At 55.5% G+C, this 21,186-nt stretch carries 19 protein-coding genes, 1 tRNA gene and 2 pseudogenes; 12 read left to right on the plus strand and 10 right to left on the minus strand.

All coding sequences use genetic code 11. The annotated features are described in order from the left end of the window. Window positions 1–37: 37 nt before the first annotated feature. The 5 genes and pseudogenes from bcor_RS03110 to bcor_RS03125 all read right to left on the minus strand — a co-directional run bounded on the left by bcor_RS03110 (window position 38) and on the right by bcor_RS03125 (window position 6,582). Window positions 38–2,608 carry a DEAD/DEAH box helicase gene (locus bcor_RS03110; protein WP_033497074.1) on the minus strand — a complete coding sequence of 857 codons (2,571 nt, stop codon included), beginning with the start codon at window positions 2,606–2,608 and terminating at the stop codon, window positions 38–40. Window positions 2,609–2,672: 64 nt separating this feature from the next. After that, the gene (locus bcor_RS03115) at window positions 2,673–2,990 is read right to left on the minus strand and encodes a hypothetical protein (protein ID WP_033497072.1); all 318 of its coding nucleotides are present in this window, start codon (window positions 2,988–2,990) and stop codon (window positions 2,673–2,675) included. 35 nt (window positions 2,991–3,025) lie between these two features. Then, window positions 3,026–4,141 (minus strand): annotated as a pseudogene (locus tag bcor_RS07735) (helix-turn-helix transcriptional regulator); the annotation flags it as partial. 77 nt (window positions 4,142–4,218) lie between these two features. After that, a pseudogene (locus bcor_RS07740) lies at window positions 4,219–5,002 on the minus strand (helix-turn-helix transcriptional regulator); the annotation flags it as partial. A 149-nt stretch (window positions 5,003–5,151) separates the two neighbouring features. After that, entirely contained in the window at window positions 5,152–6,582 is a 1,431-nt protein-coding gene (locus bcor_RS03125; protein WP_033497070.1) for a UTP--glucose-1-phosphate uridylyltransferase, read from the minus strand. A gap of 186 nt (window positions 6,583–6,768) precedes the next feature. Here bcor_RS03125 and bcor_RS03130 point away from each other — a divergent pair. From bcor_RS03130 to bcor_RS03185, 12 genes are all read left to right on the plus strand, one after another. Beyond that, window positions 6,769–6,842 (plus strand) — tRNA-Pro (locus bcor_RS03130). A gap of 417 nt (window positions 6,843–7,259) precedes the next feature. Continuing rightward, the gene (locus bcor_RS03135; RefSeq protein ID WP_033497068.1) at window positions 7,260–7,952 is read left to right on the plus strand and encodes a hypothetical protein; all 693 of its coding nucleotides are present in this window, start codon (window positions 7,260–7,262) and stop codon (window positions 7,950–7,952) included. 32 nt (window positions 7,953–7,984) lie between these two features. Then, window positions 7,985–8,407 (plus strand): site-specific integrase, encoded by a 423-nt coding sequence (locus bcor_RS03140; RefSeq protein ID WP_033497066.1) that lies wholly within the window; start codon window positions 7,985–7,987, stop codon window positions 8,405–8,407. Window positions 8,408–9,431: 1,024 nt separating this feature from the next. Beyond that, window positions 9,432–9,992, plus strand: coding sequence for an RNA polymerase sigma factor (locus bcor_RS03145; RefSeq protein WP_051875637.1), 561 nt, complete (start codon window positions 9,432–9,434; stop codon window positions 9,990–9,992). A gap of 14 nt (window positions 9,993–10,006) precedes the next feature. Beyond that, window positions 10,007–10,840 carry a hypothetical protein gene (locus bcor_RS03150; RefSeq protein WP_033497064.1) on the plus strand — a complete coding sequence of 278 codons (834 nt, stop codon included), beginning with the start codon at window positions 10,007–10,009 and terminating at the stop codon, window positions 10,838–10,840. A gap of 70 nt (window positions 10,841–10,910) precedes the next feature. After that, the gene (locus tag bcor_RS03155; RefSeq protein WP_148303948.1) at window positions 10,911–11,561 is read left to right on the plus strand and encodes a hypothetical protein; all 651 of its coding nucleotides are present in this window, start codon (window positions 10,911–10,913) and stop codon (window positions 11,559–11,561) included. Next, complete coding sequence (locus tag bcor_RS03160; RefSeq protein WP_033490031.1) at window positions 11,558–12,316, plus strand: hypothetical protein; 759 nt, start codon at window positions 11,558–11,560, stop codon at window positions 12,314–12,316. The genes bcor_RS03155 and bcor_RS03160 overlap by 4 nt, the downstream gene beginning before the upstream one ends. 31 nt (window positions 12,317–12,347) lie before the next feature. Next, the gene (locus bcor_RS03165) at window positions 12,348–13,208 is read left to right on the plus strand and encodes an ABC transporter ATP-binding protein (RefSeq protein ID WP_033497062.1); all 861 of its coding nucleotides are present in this window, start codon (window positions 12,348–12,350) and stop codon (window positions 13,206–13,208) included. A gap of 35 nt (window positions 13,209–13,243) precedes the next feature. Then, complete coding sequence (locus bcor_RS03170; RefSeq protein WP_238548573.1) at window positions 13,244–13,669, plus strand: YebY family protein; 426 nt, start codon at window positions 13,244–13,246, stop codon at window positions 13,667–13,669. A 224-nt stretch (window positions 13,670–13,893) separates the two neighbouring features. After that, a complete protein-coding gene (locus tag bcor_RS03175; protein ID WP_269147300.1) occupies window positions 13,894–14,403 on the plus strand; it encodes a GrpB family protein in 510 nt (169 codons plus the stop codon). A 113-nt stretch (window positions 14,404–14,516) separates the two neighbouring features. Further along, entirely contained in the window at window positions 14,517–14,714 is a 198-nt protein-coding gene (locus bcor_RS03180; protein WP_033490038.1) for a hypothetical protein, read from the plus strand. 514 nt (window positions 14,715–15,228) lie between these two features. Next, window positions 15,229–16,050 (plus strand): DUF1648 domain-containing protein, encoded by an 822-nt coding sequence (locus bcor_RS03185; protein ID WP_158332624.1) that lies wholly within the window; start codon window positions 15,229–15,231, stop codon window positions 16,048–16,050. A 50-nt stretch (window positions 16,051–16,100) separates the two neighbouring features. Here bcor_RS03185 and bcor_RS03190 read toward each other — a convergent pair whose 3' ends face one another. The 5 genes from bcor_RS03190 to bcor_RS03210 form a co-directional block, all read right to left on the minus strand. Beyond that, a complete protein-coding gene (locus bcor_RS03190; protein WP_033497056.1) occupies window positions 16,101–16,802 on the minus strand; it encodes a response regulator transcription factor in 702 nt (233 codons plus the stop codon). Between the two features lies 1 nt (window position 16,803). Continuing rightward, window positions 16,804–18,093: a sensor histidine kinase gene (locus bcor_RS07235; RefSeq protein WP_158332625.1), complete on the minus strand. Its 1,290-nt coding sequence runs from the start codon at window positions 18,091–18,093 to the stop codon at window positions 16,804–16,806. A gap of 445 nt (window positions 18,094–18,538) precedes the next feature. Then, a complete protein-coding gene (locus tag bcor_RS03200; RefSeq protein WP_033497054.1) occupies window positions 18,539–19,342 on the minus strand; it encodes an ABC transporter permease in 804 nt (267 codons plus the stop codon). Further along, entirely contained in the window at window positions 19,339–20,187 is an 849-nt protein-coding gene (locus bcor_RS03205) for an ABC transporter permease (protein WP_033497052.1), read from the minus strand. The genes bcor_RS03200 and bcor_RS03205 overlap by 4 nt, the downstream gene beginning before the upstream one ends. Next, the gene (locus bcor_RS03210) at window positions 20,184–21,155 is read right to left on the minus strand and encodes an ABC transporter ATP-binding protein (protein ID WP_051875640.1); all 972 of its coding nucleotides are present in this window, start codon (window positions 21,153–21,155) and stop codon (window positions 20,184–20,186) included. The genes bcor_RS03205 and bcor_RS03210 overlap by 4 nt, the downstream gene beginning before the upstream one ends. Between the last annotated feature and the right edge of the window lie 31 nt (window positions 21,156–21,186).

Genomic DNA, 21,186 nt, shown 5'->3' on the forward strand with positions numbered 1-21,186 from the left:
GACTTGCTTTTTATTCCCCAGGCCCGAGCCTGGCACCCTACTCCACACCCGTATAGGCCACGATACCGCGATTGACCTGGTTGGCTGCCATGCTTGCCCGGAGTGCCAGGCTGTGGCCACCTGACCCCAGGAAGGGCTCAGCCTGGACAATCTGGGTCAGAACATCCGAAAGGCGCTTGGCATTCCGGACGAAATCCCCGGCCGTGAGGTCCGTGTCCTTGAGGATGGTTGCCAGGGAATCCCCGCAGGCCCAGTCGTAGACCGTTCTTCCCAGGCCGAAATCCAGCTCACCAGGAAGATCCAGACCTGCGTCTTCACACTCATCCCGCACCAGTTCCCACTCTCGGTTCATGCTGGCAATGGCACCTGCCAGCGGGGCGGATTGCCGCCTTGAATCATCCCTGTCGGCGACTCCCCTACGTGATTCATAGACCAAGCCGGACACGGCTGCGGCAAGCTCTTCCGGCTCCAGGTCGTCCAGTATTCCCTTGTCCAGAATCTGGGCCAGGGTCAGGTCCTGCTCGCTGTAGATTCGTCGAAGAAGTTGCCCGCGCCGGGTCAGTTGGTAATCCTCCAGATCGATCTGTCGGATGTATCCCAGGTCGGTCAGGATGGTGCATATCCGGTCGAATTGCCTTGAGACCGAACCGGTGCGCGACTCGTACCTGTCCTCGGCCTTCTGAAGTTCCTTGTGCTCGCGGATCCAACGATTCCCCCACCGCATATGACGGGGAAGGTCCGGGCATTGCCTGCAGGGATGGTTGCGCTCCTTTTCGCGAAGCTGCTCGATGCGTTCGTCCAGGTTCCTGAAGGCTTGGGTACGCTCTCGCTCATTGCTGAAACGTTGCTTCTTCAGCTGGCGGCGCTCGTTCTTCTGAGCGGAGGAGAGATCGGCACGGATTTCCATGAACTCAATCAGGTCTCCGTGACTGCACTGAGCTGCTTCACGATATCCATCCAGGGCTTCGGTCAGGGTCTGTATCCTGGCTTCAAGCTCGGAGGACGACCTGTTCGCCTCCCACTGGGCAAAGGAGTGGTCCAGGGTCTTGCGGGCCCTGTCGTAGGTGCTGCTGTTCAGCAGGTTGACCGCCATGTTGAAGGTGGGTTTGAAGCTGGAGTGCAGCGGGTAGACGCGCTTGCTGGATAGGGCCGCCATTGTTTCGGGGCTGAAGTCCCGATGGTCCACGACCACCACGTGACCGATATCGTCGATACCGCGACGTCCGGCGCGCCCGGTCAACTGGGTGAACTCCCCCGGGGTCAGACCGACGTGCCCGGTTCCATCGAACTTCTCGAGCTTCTCGACCACCACACAACGAGCGGGCATGTTGATGCCCAGAGCCAGGGTTTCGGTCGCAAACACAACCTTGACCAACCCAAGTTCGAACAGGTGTTCGACTATCTGACGGAAGAGGGTCACCACCCCGGCATGATGGGCTGCGAAGCCCTGTTCCAGGGCGAATCTGAACTGAGCGAAACCCAGAGCTTTCAAATCATCGCGGCTCAGCTGACCCTCGGCCATGGAGTCGACAATCTGACGGATTCTACGTGCTTCGGTGTCGGTGGTCAGCTGCAGACCTGCACGCGTGCATTGCTGAACGGCCTGGTCACAGCCGGTACGGGAGAAGATGAAGTAGATTCCCGGCAGCATATCCATGAAATCCAGCTCGTCCACAACAGCCGCACGGCTGGGACGGTACCGCTCCCCCTGACGGCGGCTCTGGGGCCCCTCTCCCCCGCGGCCATGGCGACCATGCCGGTGATTGCCGGCCTGTCCCCGCGCGCTCCTGCGGGACTCGCCCTGCCTGTTGAGCTGCGACAATCGGTTAATGAGACCGTGATTGATTCTGTTTGTTTGTCGTCCGGAGCCATCATGTCGATACAGGTCGATGATTTCGGGCTCGGTGTGCCTGTCGGCCTGGACCAGGACATGCTGCTCCAATGGCACCGGGCGTCGCTCCGAGACCACCAGCTTGGTCTTGCCCCGGACCGACGAAATCCAGTCAGAGAAGTCCTCCACGTTCGAGACTGTAGCCGAGAGTCCGACAATTCGGGTGGAGCTGGGCAGGTGGATGATGACCTCCTCCCAGACCGGCCCCCTGAACTTGTCGGCCAGGAAGTGAACCTCGTCCAGAACCACGTATCGCAGGGCCGAGAGGGTGGATGAACGCTCGTAGAGCATGTTGCGCAGGACCTCGGTGGTCATGACGACGATGTCTGCCTCGGAGTTGATCGAGGTGTCGCCGGTCAGCAGTCCTACATGGTCTTCACCGTACCGGGCCACCAGGTCGTGGTACTTCTGGTTGCTCAGAGCCTTGATGGGTGTGGTGTAAAAGGTCTTGACGTTCTGCTCGTGGGCCAGGAAGACGGCAAAATCAGCCACGATGGTCTTGCCGGCCCCTGTCGGAGCCGCGACCAGGACGTTCTGGCCGTCCTCCAGGGCTTCAATCGCCTCGACCTGGAACCCGTCCAGAGCGAAAGGCTGCATGTTCTGGAAGCGTCCCGAGGCTCCGGTTATACGCTTACGGCGCTTGCTGAACCTGGCATACCGCTGCGATGGGCTGAGCGTCTGGTCAGATTCCTGACTGTCCTGATGGCGACCTGACATTTTCCTCCGATGATGGAGCCGGTCCTATGCCTTGCTCCGGAATGGTTGGCCTCGAGTGCCTTCACTACCGATTGAAGTGCTTCCATCGGGCCCAGGCTGATGCGTGCCTGTCTCGCTTGTAGTTCTTTCGTCTGAGCAGATCGGCATGTGCCTGGGAATACCGCTCGGAAGCCTTGTTCAGCGGTTGGGCAAAGAAGGGGCCTGTCGATTCTCGGGGGCGAGCATCCTTGTCAACCGGCTGTGGCATGTGTCTGCTGACGGACTCACCGACCTGGCCCACGGTCTTTCCGGCCCGAATTGCATGGATTATGGCATAGACGACCCCGATGACCAGCATGGCAATCATGAACAGGACCAGCAGTATCCAAACCCATCCCGGCATAATCGGCTCCTTTTTGGGGCTCGTAAGCCCGAGTTTCACTCGTCGCTCTGGTTTTCCTCGGCTGAGTCGCTGATGGTGATCTCCCTCTGGGCCCTGGCCAATATCATTGTACGCAGGGTCTCCGGGGCGACTGCGGTGATGTGCTTGGCGTGGGCGATGCAGAAGGCCACGAACCAGGAGTCCGAAGAGACCGTCAAATGTACCTTCTGCCCGGTGCCGCAGGGCTCCACCGAGGCGCCGGGCAGGGACTTGATGTACATCAGGTCGGGCCGATCCGTGATGAAGACCGCGGCTGTACCGTTGTCGAAGCTCCACTTACGCAATTCACTGACTGGCACATCCGGGAATTCGACCTTGTGGCTGGGTTGGACGATGTCAGCATGTTCGATTCTGGCAATCCGCAATACCTGCCATTGGCGGTTCCTGCCAGTCCCCTGCTTGAGATGGTGGGTACCTTTGGATTCCGAGCCGGAATCCGAGGGAGTGTCCTCGGCCGAGGTGCCCTTGGCGGCATCGCCGATATCGGTCCAGACGGCGGCGTAGTAGACACCCTCATCGACGAAGATCTTAGCGGGTGCCACCACCTTCCTTCTGGTCCGGCCGGCGGCATCGGTGTACTCCATGTCCAGCAGTGAACCGGTCTTGATGGCCCGACGGACCACCGAGAAGCTCTTGGGTTCGGTCTCGTACCCGGTCAGGCTCAGCCAGGGGGTCTCCCCCGGGCCGACATGGGTACGCAGGCGCTCATACAGGGACTCGGCCTGGGCTCGGGACTCCTCCGGCAGGAGGGGCGAGTGGGCCAGATAGTTGAGCGATGCCGTGAGCATGCTCAGGTACTGGGGTGAAATGCCGGCCAGGCGTTCCAGACCCAAGGAGTTGGTCGCAGAGACGATGCCGTTCTCATCCAGGAGGGACCAGTCGATGTCGAAGAACTGGCTGCCGGCCATCTCTCCGTCGTCCGAGACCGTGGTCAGGGTGTTGATGTCCTTGTGGATGGTGTTGACGAACTTGCGCAGCTCTTCCTTGCTCCGGGGTGTGCCGATGAAGCGGTCGGCCAGCTCGCTCAGGGAGAACTCCTCCCCCAGATGTGCGGAAAGGAAGAGCATGAGCCTCAGGCGGCGGTCAACTTCGGAGCCCGTCTGGAAGGATGAGGCGCTTGCCCGCCTTGCGTGAGGCAGGTCCATGTCGTCATCGTCCATGTCGGTTGCGATGTGCTCCGCCGGGTTGGAACGTACAATCTCCGGGGAAACCACGGTCGCCGCCCCGGGGCTGATGGATTCGTCGGCAAGCTGGAACCGGGTGGCGGCTTCCAGCCTGCGGTGGAAGGCGTCGACGGCCTCCTGGGGGCTTACGATCGACGCACCGGGATGTTCCAGGACGAACATGGCCAGATCGTCGGAATCCGCATAAGCCACGTTCAGATTCTCACCATCAACGTCCACCGTGGCAGCAAAACGTCGGGAGTCGATGACCCTGACCAGATCGTCGGGCAGGTGCTGTGTTCCCAGACCGGGCGCGATGGAGTCAAGCCCCAGCCCGGGGATGGGTACCTGGGGTACTCGTGGGGTTGTGCGCGATACGGGCCTGACCGGCTCCTCCCAGGCCTCTTGCGACATGGCGATGGACCGGGCCAGGTAGTTTGCCGCTGCCAGGACCGGCATGTCCTCCTGGGCGAAGTGCATGCGTATACGCGGTTCGTCCCCCAACTGTAGGCGGTAGGAGGCGAAGTCCTGCCCCTCGGACTTGGAAGAATACTCGGGCTGTCGGGACTCGATGGCTATACCCATGGCGGCCAGCTTGGCCCTATCCCTCTGGAACTGCTTGGCAAAGGCGGCCTTGGCTGCCTGATCGGCCAATTCGCCGTATGAATCCGCATAGGCCTTGACCCGTTGCGCAATCTGCCTGGAGGTCAACCATTGCGGGAAGGCTGAGGATAAAACGGCTAGGACATCAAGTTCGTGCTTGCCCCACTTATCCGAGAATCGCCGTCTTCCGTTCGTGCCTTCTGCCATCAGTCCTCGCGTATCGTTAATGTGTAAAACACCAGTGCGCCCGAAACGCACTTCTCAATATAATAGGTTCTTTTTATGGCGCGTGGGTACCAAACACCCAAATACAGTACCATTTCTTGACAGGCTGAACATGGTCCGAAGCCTTGACATCAGACCCATTCGTCAGGCTCGACACCCTGGGGTCCCACATACTGTCCATTGGGTATGTAGGAGGATGCTCCTCGGTCTGCCAGATGAGCATCCGAGTAGAGGGTGACATCCCGGCCAAAGGTCCAATCCCCCTCGATGGTGACCGACTTGGCGGCTGCCAGACTAGGGACCCCGTAAGGGAAACGATCATCGAAGTCCGAGATGTACTTGTAGTAGCGCTCGTCCAGATTTACGTTGGGGAACTCGTAGTTTCCGTCCTCCATTTCGTAGGAGTCCGTCAGGTGGAAACGGTCGGACCGCATGATGAAAAGGTCATTGGTGGTCTTGACGGGCAGGAATCGCATCCTGTCGACCTGAACGCAGGTGGCGCCCTCGAAAAGCGATGCGGCCGACCCCATTGCCGTCTCCAGCTGTACGACGGGGGTGGTTGATGGGTCGGTGGGATCGACGAACTTTCTGTTTTCGATGATGGGCAGGGGCAGTACGCCCCGGTATTCTTCCAACTTCTCCTTGAGGGCATCCACCCGGACCCAGATGCTGTTGGTGTTGAAGTAAGGGTGCTTGTGGATGGACATGGCCGAGGCCCTATCGTGGGGGTCGACCTGGGTCATCTCACGCAGGAGGAGGTGGCCCGTCTCACGATCGATGACGATATGGCCGCCTTTCCTGTCGGACTCCGTCCTCCTGGCCACTTCAATCATGAACGGTGAGCCCGATTGGGCGAAATGACCGGCGAGGGTCCTGGATGGCCTGGCACCCAGGTTGTCGGAGTTCGAGATGAAGAGGTACTCGATTCCTTGGGCTTCAAGAGTGTCGAGGAGACCCGATTCCCATATGGTCGAGAATATGTCGCCGTGACCTGGGGGGCACCACTCCAGCTCAGGCTGGTCCGGATAGGAGACGGGCTCGCCGGTATCTGCGATGAGCTTGGGTTCGATGTGCTGGATAATCTCCGTGGGCATGGTTTCAGGCGTAAATCGCTTGTCCTGGTGAACTACCCGCATGGTGTCCTTGGAGGTCCTGAAGGAGTTCATGAAAATCAGAGGGAGGGGCACTTCCAAGCGTTTTCGAGCAGTCAGCACCTGCCCCAGAATGATGTCCAGGAACCTCATCCGCCGGGCCTTGTGCCGCCGGATGGTCAGGAGGGATTTGGCCTTTTCCAGCCCCATGGAAGTCCCCAGACCTCCGTTGAGCTTGAGGAAAGCCGTCCGGGAGAAGGCATCCAGGGCCATGTCCATGTCCATGGTGTCGTGAATCTCGCTGATGCGAGGGACATCCTTGAGGGGCTGTACCTGGGATTCTCGGACCTTCCCGCCGAAGTCGCCGCTGCTCCACGTCTCATACAAGTGCCTGAATTGTTGGACCGAGAGATCGCTCATGCCTTCTGCATGCATCTTTGCGGATGAGAGGTCAAACCCTTGTTCGCTCATGAATCCCCTTTCGGGTTACAGCAGTACCGCGGGAACATCCGTATGGAGTGCTCCTAAACATCCCATGATAGCAACCGAGTTTGGGCTTCTACCTCGTGATGGAAGGATGCTGCGCTCGCGAGACTCGCCAAGACTTGGACCGACCGAGGTGCTGTGCTAATATTTCTCCTCGGTGCTCATGCACATCGGGCCGTAGCGCAGTTTGGTAGCGCACTTGACTGGGGGTCAAGGGGTCGCGGGTTCAAATCCCGCCGGCCCGACGAGATAGCAATGGTTCCAAGCTTTCACAGCCTTGGAACCATTCTTGTTTTCGGAATCGGGTACATTTCGGGCACAGCGTATGTGCAGGGTCCCCCTCCGGGCTCACTCCGGCCGCACCGTGTTGCGGCTGATAAGCGCCGCCACATCTCGGGCCGGTATCTGACAGACGCCCGATATGCACGTATGGAAGCCCGGTTTTCTGCGCCCTCCAGGCGTTCAGGGTGCTCACCAGTATTACCAGAATCTCCGCCGCCTGCGCAGGCGTGAGCAGTCTGGCTGGTGTCAAGTCCGGGTTTGTATTCGTTGTCTCCTGTGTTTGGCTCATACCTGTTCCTATGCGTCAGCGTGCGCCGCCGTGAGTTCGTGCTGGTTATCGCTAATCGGAACGAATTGATATCTGACGCATAGAGGTTGGTATGGCAAAAGCATGGATACATGACAAGTGGTTGAAGTCCACCCAGGTCACGACGGCTGACGGGCATCGCACGAAGATGGAACCCCTGCCATCGGCGAAGCACTCGCTGGCGATGTTCGCCGACGAGCCAGGGAAAGCAAAAGTGCCCGATGAATTCAAATCGAAAGACTACGGCAAAGGCGCGCGCTGGGAGGTGCGCTGGAGGGTTGACGGCACGGGCCGCCGCAAACTCTTCCACTACCTGGCCGACGACGAGGCGTTCATGGCCGAGATTGAGGACCGCATACGGTCGAACCGGTACATGGACCCCAAGGATTCATGCAGAGCGTTGCGGGAGGCAACGGAACTCTGGCAGCATGGGCTGGCAGGTACGATCAAGGGCTCGACCGAAGGACGCTACAGGCGCGAGCTGCGAGTGTGGGTCATGCCCCAATGGGGAGATGTCGTATTGAAGGAGATATCCACGTCACGAATCCAGCGCTGGTACGTCAGCCTGGCCGAAGGAACGGCGCCATACGGGGGTGAACGAGGCTCGGCTTCCTCACTGTCTGCGTCCTCAATCCGTTCGGGCGGCAAGATCGTGCTGGGCTCGATCCTGGATGTGGCGGTGGAAAACCGTTGGATCGACGTCAATCCTGTAACCAAGACCAGGGTGCCGCACAACAGGGCTGTGTCCAACGGCGAATCTACCTGACCTCACAGGAGATCAAGACCCTCGCGGATTAGATGGACGCGGACAACGCCATGGTCGTCTGCATGCTCGTGTATACAGGACTGGGCATCGGCGAGGCTTTGGCTCTGCGGTGCGGTGATGCGGATTTGAACTGTAACCGGATCAACGTCCTGCGCACCCAGTCGGTCGATGCCGACTCTCGCCTGGCCGAGACATTGCCTAAAGACAATAGGACAAGGTTCGTTTCCGTGCTAAGCCGGCTGCTGCCCAAAATCAAGGACTTGTTGGACGGCCATAATCCCGAGGATTATCTGCTGCGCGGGTTGCGAGGAGGCAGGCAGACCACCGCCAACTGGCGGAACAGGGTATGGGCGCCGGCCCTTCGGGATGCGGGCATGCAGGATATCGAGGGCCTGGTAATCCACTCTCTCCGTCACACATACGCTTCCCTAGCAATCAAGTCGGGGCCGACGTGAAGACCTTCAGGCCGTCTTGGGCCATGCCTCTGCATCGAGACCTTGGACACCTACGCGGACCTATGGCCCAACCGTACAGGGGAGATTGCCGAAGTCATTGGACAGGATATCCAAATCAGATATCAAAGGTTCCCAACAAATGTTACAGAGCTGAGCTGCAGTCAGAATCTCAAGCACTCCTAATACTAGACGGTGCTTCTGCTCGATCTTGTGCAGAAGCACCGTCTTTTGAATTCGCCGTCTCGACTTTTTGCGGCGAGTAAGCACGTCAATCCCGCGCTGACCGCGAAGCCTAAGAGACCACGCAAGCTCACCAGCAGTCGCCAGCTACAGCTAAACGACTGGCCGGAAACTATCAAGGTCACAGCCCAAACCCGGTAACATCAACACGGGCCGCGAAGTAATGGTGGAGAAGGAATGCACTTCATCATTGGAGGCTACGGAGCATCCAAACAAAATGGATCCAGTCACGGTGGGCTAAATCTCCAAAGACCAAACAATCTATATATCAGATTGATTCGTTGCTCTGTTTCGAGATGACCGGGTCCAGTTCCCGCCAAGCCCGCGCATCTTTCAAAAGGAGTGAGCATCCGGAAAACTCGACCAGAACCTGGACCACTCTACTTCACTGACACGGGCTCCTTGGGTAGAAGGATCATCGCAGCAGCAGATCTCACCATTTGCGCTAGATGTGCGAACGCCTCGGAACACGACCAGGTGCCCTCCCCTTGGAAGCTGGATTAAGGGGGAACTTGCATGACACCGATACGATTGGGGCAACGCATCTAAGTCGAAAGGAAAATGCAGCTCATTAAGGTGTGTCGGGGCTAGGTGTATCGCCAGGACCGTCCTTTTCTGGTGGGAAGTCCTTTCCTTGGCGTTGGTGGCGCTCCCGTAGGCGATGGTGCTTGTGGCGGTACTATGTGTCTAGAGCATAAGCAATACGGGGAAGGACGTTTATCTCCACAGTGGCGAAGGGGCATCATCGGTGAAGCGATCTCGAATTGATCCAGAAACTGATGATATGACGCTGCTCGAGATGATGGCTACCGAGGATGAATCCGCCTTTGAGGCACTGTACAATAAGTATGCCCATACCGTCCAGGCTTTCATTTCCCTGCGCCTGTCCGGCGATGAGGATGCCAGTGATGTTTTTGCTGACACATGGCTGGGTTGCTGGCGCTCCGCGAAGACCTTCCGCGCGGATAGCCAGGTTCTTACCTGGATACTCAGCATTGCCAGACGGCAAATATATATGAAACGGCGCAAACCAAAACTACCCGACGAAGTGGATCAGGTGGAACTTGACTCGATAACAGATGATCATCTGGGGCCGGTGGAACTCGTTGATAGGGATCTGGCGATGGACATAATACGGGAAAAGATTGATGCACTCCCCGCAGAAATGGCATACACGGTGACCCTGGCATGGCTCCATGAGTTATCCTACCCGGAGATAGCCTCCCTGCTGGACGTTCCGGTTGGGACGGTGAAGTCTCGCCTTGCTCGCGCAAGGCGGATCCTGCGACCACAGTTGGCCGACCGCGCTCCAGTTAAAACCCAAACACTGCAGAGTCAGAGGTGAAGTAAGGGGTGATTATGATAGATCGATATGACAGCACGAGCCCGGTTGCCGAAGAATTCCAGGGTGAAGTTCAAGAGGTGCTGAGGGAAAAAGAGCGGAATGTCGTGCCACCAGTTCCAACATTTTCCAATGTAATGAAGGCAATCCACCAGGAGCCGTCGCTGGCAACGGATCAACCAATACCGTTCATGCGTCGAGTGCGTTCCTGTGGACCACTTATTCGGGCCCAATTCCGCCTTCTACCGCGATATATCATCCTGGTAGAGATTGTGATAGCTGCTGGTGCCGTTGTAATGAGTAACACTTTGCATAGTGCACGGAACGGTAATCTCAGTCTGCATGTTTTTTCAAATATGCTCATGCTCGATATGGCGCTGACCATAATCCTGGTTTTTCCTGTTAAAGATGATCGTGAATTAATGCTCAGTATGCCTCTGGGACCTCAAGTTGTAGTGGCTACCAGGCTCGTTCTGGCCTTTATTTCCAATATTGTCGTCGGGGGCGTGGCCTTATTGATTGCAACTGCGATCAACCCAGCAATAAAACCCCTACCAGTTATGGCCCAAGTGATAGCCCCCATGACCTTCCTGGCGAATATTGTGGCTCTGTTATGCATATGGCAATACTCTGGTGTGGCGCTGCTCCTAGGGGTACTTGCACCATTATTGAGAACTTTGCAGGATCTCAGGCCATCATTTCTCCTACCGACATGGATCAATTTTGTACCCACTACAAGCGCTGCCTGGTCAGGGATCATCCTTCTAACAGTGGGACTCCTATGTGTTGCCATCTTTTCTGCCCCTCTTGCCTGGCATGCCCGACTCGCCGGTGGAAATAAAAATCTTTGAACCTTTCCATCCACTCTCGCTACTAACTATGTAGACAGCATATGTAGCGAGTAATGTCTGGCGGCCCCCGATGGCCAAACCAGACATGAGGGGGTGGATGAGGTTGGCTTTCGTAGGTATACAGCTCAAAAGACTTTATATACCGGTGCTGCTGCCTTTCATACTGACCGCAGGTGTTCTTCTTGCGGGCATCGTACTAGAGGGAAATTGGTCATCAGGCCGCATACGAGTTGTTATGATGGTTCTCACTCAGGTGCCGATAATTGCTTCCGGCATATGTGCGGCTTTTGTGCTCAACGGCGACCCACTCGTTGAACTTTCTGAGTCAACTCCAACTGGATGGCGGAAGGTTCAAGCGACCAGGCTGCTTATCGTTACCGTGGCATTTCTTACTGCCGCAGGCCTTCTTTTTCTCGGTTTGCATATGATGCGACTGTGGCCACGTGACCTGGGTTGGGTGAGCATGATTACTACGGTTGGCGGTATCTTCATTGTCAATTGCTTGGTTTTTCTTGTAGCCGTACTGACCATGTCCATGCCAACGTCATCGTTGGCTTCCATGGCCATTTGGCTGTTTCTGTGTTTCATATGGGATCCGTACATAACCGATCCGGTCCAGCAACGACTCGTTCCAATGATTATTGCAGCAGCCTGTGCAATCTTCGGGTGGAAGATGTGCAGTGATACGGAACGCAATGTAGTAAAGGTGGCAGACCTATGAGCATACTCAGTCTTGTGCGCATCACACTACTGATGTTTTATCGTCGTAAGGCCTTGTGGATAGCCAGCATACCGCTGGCGCTCTTCGCCCTCTTCTTGGCCTATGCCTCTCCTATGTCACCTGGGCTTAACAGCATAGAGGGTCTTGTCTTTACCGGACAGGTTCTTGCCATATTCACCTCGCTGGCATACGCAGCATCGTTCAGCAATTTGATGACTGCCGGTAGGCGGACAGGAATGGACGAGCTTGAATCCACCTCCCCCCTACCTATGGCTGTCATCAGCTCAGCTCATGTGCTGGGGGCCTGGGTTATCTGCATATCATCCTCCCTGCTTTTCCTGGTATTGATCGCGGTCTACCAAACCTTCCACGGCAGCGCTAAGGCGATACTCGTGGCCCTGGCAGTGGCGCTTGTCATACTCTCACCATCAATACTGATTGCCATGGGAGTATCCGCCCTTTTGGGAGCCTTGATTCCCACAGTCCTAGCCCGAATTCTTGCCGTCCTGGTATGGGCGTGGCTGGCTTTCTATACCCCCCTCTTACCACTTCCGACGCTCAATGGCGGCCCCCTGTCGGTCAACGGCGATCCCATTGCGCAGGGATGGTTCCATGCCAATCCTATGTACGTACCGGCGAATGGCCCCTTTACCGTCCAATCAGGGGTCATATCTTTGCTTTGGCAAGTGTGTATCATCTTCCTCCTCTTCGCTGGTGCAAACATAGCCTCCAGCCGCATAAAAGCGCGGGTCTGACTGTCCACTGCTTTGAAAGGGAATTACTCACATGTTTATAACTATTGATCATCTGACCAAGGATTTTCGCGGCAGACCAGCCGCTTTGAACGATCTGACTGTTGACCTTCCACAAGGCATGATAGGACTTATAGGACCAAATGGTGCCGGCAAAACAACCCTCATGCGCATTCTCACTGGAATAATCCAACCGTCCAAGGGTAAAATCTTCATTGACGGACAGGACCTATCCTCCCCAGGCAATAGGCGAACGTTAAAACGAAACCTGGGTTACCTGCCACAGAACATCACCCCGTATGACAACCTGTCCCCACTTGAATTCCTTGACTACATCGGCATCTTGAAAATGATCGATGATAAACACGTGCGGCAGCAGCAGGCACACACCCTCCTGGAACAGGTGGGATTGGAAGACGTGATGAACCAACCTATCGCGGGGTTATCCGGGGGGATGAAGCGGAGGGTCGGCATCGCGCAGGCCCTTATAGGCGACCCCCAGCTACTAGTAGTCGACGAACCCACAGCGGGGCTGGATCCTGAAGAGCGTATGCGGTTCCGCACACTCCTCGCCCAGCTGGGGCAGAACCGAACCGTCATCCTCTCCACCCACATACTCGATGATGTCGCACAAACCTGCCCCTGGGTATGCGTACTACGTTCCGGACGCAGACAGTATGACGGGCCCACACAGGGGCTGATCCATGAAGCCGCCGGCCACACCTGGGTCACATCCCCCATGACCGCCCCTCCGAACAATGCCACGATCATCAACGCCGAACCCACACCAAACGGGACAAGGTACCGCATAGTCACCGACACCCCACCCACAGGTTCCGTCGAAACGGCGCCCAATCTGGAGGACGGATACATGGCTTTAGCCAACGAGTACTAGATACCGTCCATTACACGACAATCCAATATTCAAGTATGAAAGAGCGTCAAATAATCATGAAGCGAATCAAGCAGAGCATCAAGGCCCTCCTCCTCATATGTGCCACAATCACCCTGACAGTAGGGGTTGCCGGCTGCACTGATGGCATGGATCACCCTGAAAACTATCCCACCGATGGAAGCAATAAGGTTGCAGCTACCAGTAACCCACAAATCATCTCGAAAGAAGATCTGGGACACACCTGGCCTCTGAAAGTAGATAAAGGCACCGTGTCATGCGAGCACAACAAGCAGGGAGACCCCATCCTCCGCTTTACCACCTCAGACGGCAAACAGTACGCACTCAACCAAGTACCAGACAACGAGAATCTCAAAAGTATCGAAACACTAAAATCAGATAACGATAAGTCCGTAGGAACTCTGATGAGTTTCGCATTCTCAGTCTGCGACGTACCAAAATAAAATGCGCCATCAAGATCCAGCAGGTAACCCTCCCCAGGTAGCCTGCCGGATCCCAAGTAACCTAACGGTTTAACGTTTATTGAAAACAGGTCTTCCCAAACTGAGGACGAAACCGTTACCAATCTGGTATATGTGGACAGCCAAGAAAGATGAAGACTCGGTACAGACTCTGAGCTACCTGCGAAGGAGAGGAACCAACTGTGCGAACTGAACACGTGCGTGTGGTGTCCCACGACGAGGATTGGCATATGGAGTTCGATCGTATTAGCGCTGGTATTACGGACTGGTTAGATGGGGCAGGTGTTGGGGATGCAGTGGTGGGGATTGAACATGTGGGGTCTACTGCGGTGTGTGGTTTGTGGGCGAAGCCGATCATCGACTTGGACCTGGTGTATGCCGACAGCGGGCGCTTGGCCGAGGTGGTCTCGGCTTTGGAAGCATTGGGGTATGAGGATGAGGGCGAGCTCGGAATAGCGGGCCGCGAGGCGTTCTCTTACAGCGGCAAACCGGAGCTCATGACGCATCACTTGTACGCCTGCCCGGTTGGTTCATCGGAGCTGGCCCGGCACCGCGCCTTCCGCGATTACCTGCGGACCCACCCCGCGGCGGTGCGCGAATATTCCGAAGTCAAGCGGGAGGCGGCATCGCGTTCCCCCGACGACATTGACGCCTACATCGAGGCCAAGTCGCCCTGCATCGAGAGATTGTGGGGGTTCATACGGGTGGGCGAGTAAGGCCGCCCAACGCCCTACCCCAGTGAACTGCGCTGTAGTGCATATACGGAGAACATCCTGGCGGGATGAACCTGCCGGGGTGTTCTAAAACTGGCAGATGCCATGCGCTCCATGTGGTTGGCGAAGATTTCATGCACGCCAGCATGCGCAGTGACGAAATGACTCTAGGCAACCATGTCCTGATGTTCATGACCGTGCCACTGTTCTGGGCCCTGGGCCGGATCGTTATCGTGCTTGGCCTTCGTTTCGAATCCACCGTCCTGGCTTTGGCCACGGCCTGCCTGGGCGGCATCGTCTTCTGCTTTGGCTAGGTCATGCTGGGTATCTCCCAGCCAGTAGTGGCCGCCCAACTGGCAGGCCCCCGATTCAGCGGCAGGATGTTCGGTCTGTTCAACACTATATTCTGGGCCCCCTATTCTCCTTATTCGTTCTGGACGGACACCAGCCCACACCGCTCCTGTCCATGTGCTCCATAGGCCTGGTGCTGTTGGCCTTCCCATGGTTCCTGGCCATCAAGACCGAAGGCAAGGCCTCGAAGACAAAGCAGGAAGAAACATCGATCGCTCAGGTCAGCAGAACAAGCTGACAGCATCTGTCGGATGCTAAGCGCTGACCAATGATAATTGTGCCGTGGAAAGCAATCCCCATCAGACTTAACGTATGAGGGTTGCAGATCCAATCGGGCACATTCAGGCTCGTTCCGGCCGCACAGTGTTGCGGCGGATTGCGGCCGTTACATCCCGGGGACGATATCTAACCAGATTCAAGTGTCAATATACAGTAGTGCATACGTTTATAAGCTCAATAACAAGGTGGTTAGGCTCATTGAATTTAGGAGTTCAAGGTAATAAAATTCTCAACCGCGAGATGCCAAAGAGTATCGATCAGGACGCTTTAACCGACAGAAACAGACGAACGCTATGGATTCTCCGCATTATTATGTGGAGCATCTCAATTTTAATGATTGCGGTTGCTGCGATCATTGTCCCAATGATGCCGGAGACTATTCCAATTCACTTCGATATTCACAGTCGTGCAGATCGATGGGGCAGCGGTTTTAGTGTTTTCCTGATACCTCTCATAACGAATACTGCACTCGCTGGGATATGGTTCCTTATGGAGCTATTCGTAAGACGATTCCATGGAATCGGGAATGACTCTGACATGTCTCTGTACACATCATTAAAGATTTTATTGATAGGAGGCATTTGGGTGCAGTTTATTCTAGCTCTAATTACGGCTGATTTATTGTACGGGGGTTTTAAACAAATATCATCTTTTTCAGATGATGACATAATTATTCGACTTTCTGGAGTAGCCATAGGAGTCTGTTCTTGTATCGCAGGAATGGCAATGCCTTTGGTAAAGGGAATGCACATTAGTGGACTGCCTAAAGATTCTAAGTTCTGGAAAGTGCTGCAATATCAAGGTTCAGCAGTTCTTCTCTTGACTGGGGTGCTGATGCTTCTGCTGAGTGTGTTGTTGCACGGAATATGGATTATTTGGGCTTTCATTGTTGCGGCGTTAATGGAAGCTGCGGTTCTTACGCTGCTATCGTTTAAGGCCCGACGAGATAGCAACAATCCCAATGCTTCCGGGCCTTGGAATTTTAATATGTCCCGAATCGGGCACAGACCCATGCCTTAAGGCTCCTTTCGGCTTAAGAAGGCCTCCCCCATGACTTAGGGAGGTTTTCTTCAGTGCTTTGAGGATGATGTCTTACTGTTTGTGTCCATCGCAGCTTTGTACCAGAGAACGGCTATGTTCAGCCTCTCTCTGACGCCGAGTTTATTGAGTATCCGGCTTACAGTCTTTTTGACTGAGTCGGCCTGTATGCCTAATCTTTGCGCTATTTCAGCGTTGGTCATGCCCTCGCTGATGAGGGAGGCGACTTCAAATTCGCGTTTGCCTAGGGTGGCGAATTGCTGTTGCAACTCCATTTCTTCGCTGTTTGTTTTCGCTGTGGTTATCCCCCTACGTATAACTTCACCTGTTATACGGGGGGTGAGGATGGCATCACCCGCATATACCGATCGGATTGCCTTGCACAGGTCTGCTGTTTTGGCATCTTTGAGCAGGAATCCAGAAGCACCTGCACTAAGGCCGCCGAAAGCATAGTCGTCCTGGTCGTAGGTGGTCAGGACGATAACCCTGATGGAGGGGTATCGTTCCTTGATGAGGCTGGTAGCGTCAAGACCGTCCATAATCGGCATTCGCACGTCCATCAGAATTACGTCGGGAAGAAGTTGTTGTTGCTTCTCGGCAGATTCCAGGAAGTCGAGGGCTTCTTTGCCGTTCGCTGCCTGACCTATTACCTGCAATTCACGATCTTTGTCTACCATGAGTGCAAATCCCATTCTGGTGGGACGTTGGTCATCTACGATCATGACACGGATCATGTTATTCCTCGCTGTCTGCGGGTTCTTTGAGTGAAGGGATATGGGCTCGTAGGAGCCATCCGTTGGATGTCGGCCCTGATTTCAGAGAACCACCGTATCCTCGAAGAGTTTCTTGGAGTCTGTTCAGTCCGGTTCCGATGCTGGATGTTTCCTGAACGGGTTCACCATTGTCTCTGACCGAGATGGTTATGCCGTCGTGGCTGTCATGGTCCCAGGAGATTACGATACGGTCGACGTGACACCCGTGTCGGAGTACGTTGGTGATGGCCTCTCTGGTTATGACGAAGCTCAGATTTGCTTGTACGGGGTCTTGGGGTCTGCGTCCGGTTTCGGTCAGTGCGACGGTCATTCCTATTTGCCGTGCGTGATTGATAATCGGGTTGATATCATCCCAGTGGTATGCCTGTTTTTGCCCTACCGGCGCAGGCTGATGCCCGTCTGTATTGGTTGGCGGCTGTAGTGCTTTCACCGCTGTCCTGGTATCGGTCAGTCCCTGACGTGCCAATTGGTTAATCATGGTGATAGCGTCGTCGACATCTGGTTTTCCGGTGATTTGGCCCAGGCCCTCAGACAGGGCGATGATGGCAGTCAGATCGTGGCCCACACTGTCATGGAGCTCAGCTGCAATTCGGGATTGGTTGACTGCCTGGTCACGTTCTTGTGCCAGGTGTTGACTCCGCTTACGTTCGTTCGCGAGTGCCTGCTCGGACACGTATCGTTCTCGCCGTGTCCTAGATACCAGTCCTAAAACTAGGCATAAGGCGAAGTACATGGCTGTAGGGTAGAGCAGACCGGTGAAGTCGGCATCCTGATGCCACAAGGTCGCCAGGATTGTGGTCACTAATCCCAAAAGAGCGGTTGGGATCAAGCAGGCGATAAGGCTCTTAGGGTTCTTGGTCTCAACTGTGCAGGCGTAAAGGTCGATAAACCATATCAGCAGCAGGTAGGTATATGCAGAACCGTAGATTACTGCGGTCAAGAGCATGAGGATGGTAGAGGCTAGCAGAGTTGCTGTAGGTCGTCGACGGCGTAAGCAGAGCAAAACCAGGGACAGGGTGATGATAGCAACAAATAGAGGCAGTCCCCATTCGGTGTTGTCCAGAGACCGCCGCAGAGTTCGGTTGGCGCTGTCGGGAACTAGGATCAGTCGCGTGAGCATCATTGTTTCGTACAAGGCGCACAAGAAGACCATTACGTAAGTTGTGGTTGGCTGGTTCCAGTACTCGAACCAATCAGTCAGCTTCCTGTTCGGCTTCATCGTTCCGGTCCCCTCCTCAATATCATTATTCACTATGCTGTCACCTGGCGAAAAGGAAGAAGTCGCCAGGTGGAATCGTTGTTGCAATGAGTGTGAGGTGTGGTGCATGTTCGTACTGAACGGATCTTCTTGTTCATGAACTAATTACTCCTCTTGTGAGATAAGAGTGAGGCTGCCGGTGACGTGAATGGTCGCGTGTTTGCCGGTTCCCCAGAAGAGGGTCTCCGTGCCGGTGAGTCCTTGATAGGAGGCTGTGTACTCGCCTGAGTACGAATCAGTGCTTCTGATCGTGTTCCTACTAAATCGTTCTGTCTGCTAACTCCTAGACCGGTTGAGCATCCGGAGAGAGTGGATAGCGCCAGTAATGCCGTAATGAATATGATTAGGCGGCGGGTTAAATGGAGTACTGGGGTACCTGCCTTGTCGGTGCTGATGGTCATGGCGTATGTCTTTTCTTACGATGGGTCGGTCCTACCGGTCAAATGGCTTTCCTGATCAGCCGACGGAAGATAAGTGCCCCGATAAGAACCCAGAGGGCAGATACCACGGTTGATGCGATGATGGAGGAGGCTGAGGCGATGTTGCCCAGGTCTCTGGCTGCTGATGCGGTTGTTATTAATGCCAGCGGGTAAGGCATGGCCAAGCTGGGGGCGATGACCGAGAGGGCACAACCAGCCAAGGTGAGTAGGAGCATGATGGACATGGTAGAGGCGAATGACTCGGCCCTGGCAGCGATGGCCTGCGTCAGGGTCATGACGGCCCAGGCGGACATGATCATGGGGATGGCCCGCAGGAGGTAGGGGCCAATCTGGAACAAGCTGAAGCCCTCGCTCATACCCACAACGATGAACTCCAGCTCGAAGATGACGATGGTCAGGAATGATGCGAATAATCCGTGGAGCATCTTGCCTGCTATGGCTGTGCTGGCTGTTCCTGATGCGTTTAATCGCTGCCAGTTGCGCCCCCTGTGTTCGTTGGCTTCAATTTGGGCAGCAAAAGCAGCGACCAAGATTGGCATAAAGACCATGCTGGGCAGGAGGATGGCCTGCCCCCAGACAGCAGCCCAAGTCACTCCTTGTGATTGGAAATCGCGACGGTAGCTGATGTATTGGTCCCAACCGTTGAACATGCCGATTGCATCGAATAATACGGTGGCAAGCCAGTACCACAGGTTGCCAGCCTTATGCATCTCCCAATGGAAGGCCGCCGTAACGGAAGGTCGTTTGCGGATTTTGCCCATTTGGCCGCTAATGCTCACGGTGTTGAGTGCCTGCTTGCTCATCGGTGTGACTCCCCTACTGTGATGACGAATGCTGAAATGCTGGTCCAGAGGATGCAAGCAATCAGACTGGTCAGTACCAAGACCCAGGGATTGGTAACGAGCGTCATTCTGGCGTAGCCGTCCGACGTAACCGTGGTCAGGAAAGGACTGGCGGCAGAGCTGATGCCGGCCGGGAAGAACCAGCCCAGTCGGGCTGCGTTCATCGGTCCCAGGCCCGAACCCACTAAACTGGCGATCACGCCTACACCCAGGCCGACAGCCTGCTTGTTTATGGTCATGGAAAGCATCAGCTGGATGGCGGCTACGGACAAGGATGATATAAAAGCAATGAGGGCTGGTGCAAGTATCAGAGAAGACAGGTCACCATCAGATTTGAAGCCCATAGCCAGGGCCGCCAGAGGTGTCCATGTTAAGGGAATTATAAATACTTGCGATAAAGCCGTTCCTGCCACCGCTAGCTTGGCGAAGAACCTCCTGGTCTCTCCCTGCCCCAAGGATAGCCATTTGAGGTCCATGCGCTCGCTGGTTTCCAAGATGGCCAGCCGGCTGGTAAGGAGGGCGGCAAGGATTGGGGCCAGCAGGCTGATGGTCTGGTAGATGTCGCCTTGTGTCAAGGTCAGGGTGCGAGTCGCTGGATTGCCGCCTGTACGTTTCATGACAGCGAATCCTGACCACAAGGAAACCAGGATAATCATCCCTATGAGCATCCACCAGAAGGATGAGCCCTTCAGCTTGCGTACCTCCATGGAAATGAGCATCAACGGGCTGCTGAAACGCATGGTTCCGGCGCCCCCATGTTTTTTGGGCTCCACGGATTTCAGGGTGTTTGTGGTGATGACACTCATCGTGAAGCCCCCTGCTGGAGTCCGATCTGTGGTACATGGGCCTGGGTACTTTCCACCAATTCCAAGAAAGCGTCCTCAAGGCTCTTGCGTTCGGAGGCCACACGATAGACCTGCAGTCCTTGGGATACTAGCTGGGCGACTAAACTACCGACTAGCCGATCATCGGACTCCGGGATTCGCAAGGTCCTGCTTTCCTGTATGTACCCATAATCGATGCCGTCGTGCTCAAGCGTGCCTGCCGCCAGTTGAGGGTCGGAAACGCGCAGGTCTATGTGCCCCTCGTCGCGCAGATCTTCCAAGGAGCCCTGGTAGAGCAGTCGTCCGGCCGCGATGATGCCGACCATTGGTGCTATCTTCTCGATTTCGGAGAGAATGTGGCTGCTGAGGATGACCGTAACACCTTCGCTAGCTGCAAGATCCATGATCATCTGGCGCACCTCGACTACCGCCTCGGCATCCAAACCGTTGGTTGGCTCGTCCAGAAGCAGTAGCTCAGGATGGGATATGAGCGCCATGGCGATGCCCAAACGCTGCTTCATCCCCAGGGAGTAGTCTTTGGCCTTCTTGTCCTCATGCCCTCTTAGCCCGACCTTAGCCAACACAGCTGTGGACGAGTTGGAAGGCAGACCCAAATAATCAGCCACCATTTGGCAGTTGTCCAGACCAGACAAGCTCGGGTAAAAACTGGGGCCTTCGATCATGGATCCCACACGACCTGGTTGGATGTGGCTGTGACGTTCCACCTCCTGTCCGAGCATCCACATCCTACCTGAAGTTGCATCCGTTAAACCGAGCAGGAGTTTCATAGTTGTAGACTTTCCTGCACCGTTAGGCCCCAGCAGTCCATAGACACCACCCATGGGTACCTGCAGGTTCAGTCCGTTCACAGCCTTGAAGGTGCCATAGGATTTGACCAGGTCTTTCGTCACAACAGCCGCATGAGATTGAATGTCTTGATATCCGTTCATTGCTGCCTCCGTAATTAAGTGGTTTCTAACT

Origin of the sequence: Bifidobacterium coryneforme (assembly GCF_000737865.1) — a bacterium.
Classification (GTDB): domain Bacteria; phylum Actinomycetota; class Actinomycetes; order Actinomycetales; family Bifidobacteriaceae; genus Bombiscardovia; species Bombiscardovia coryneformis.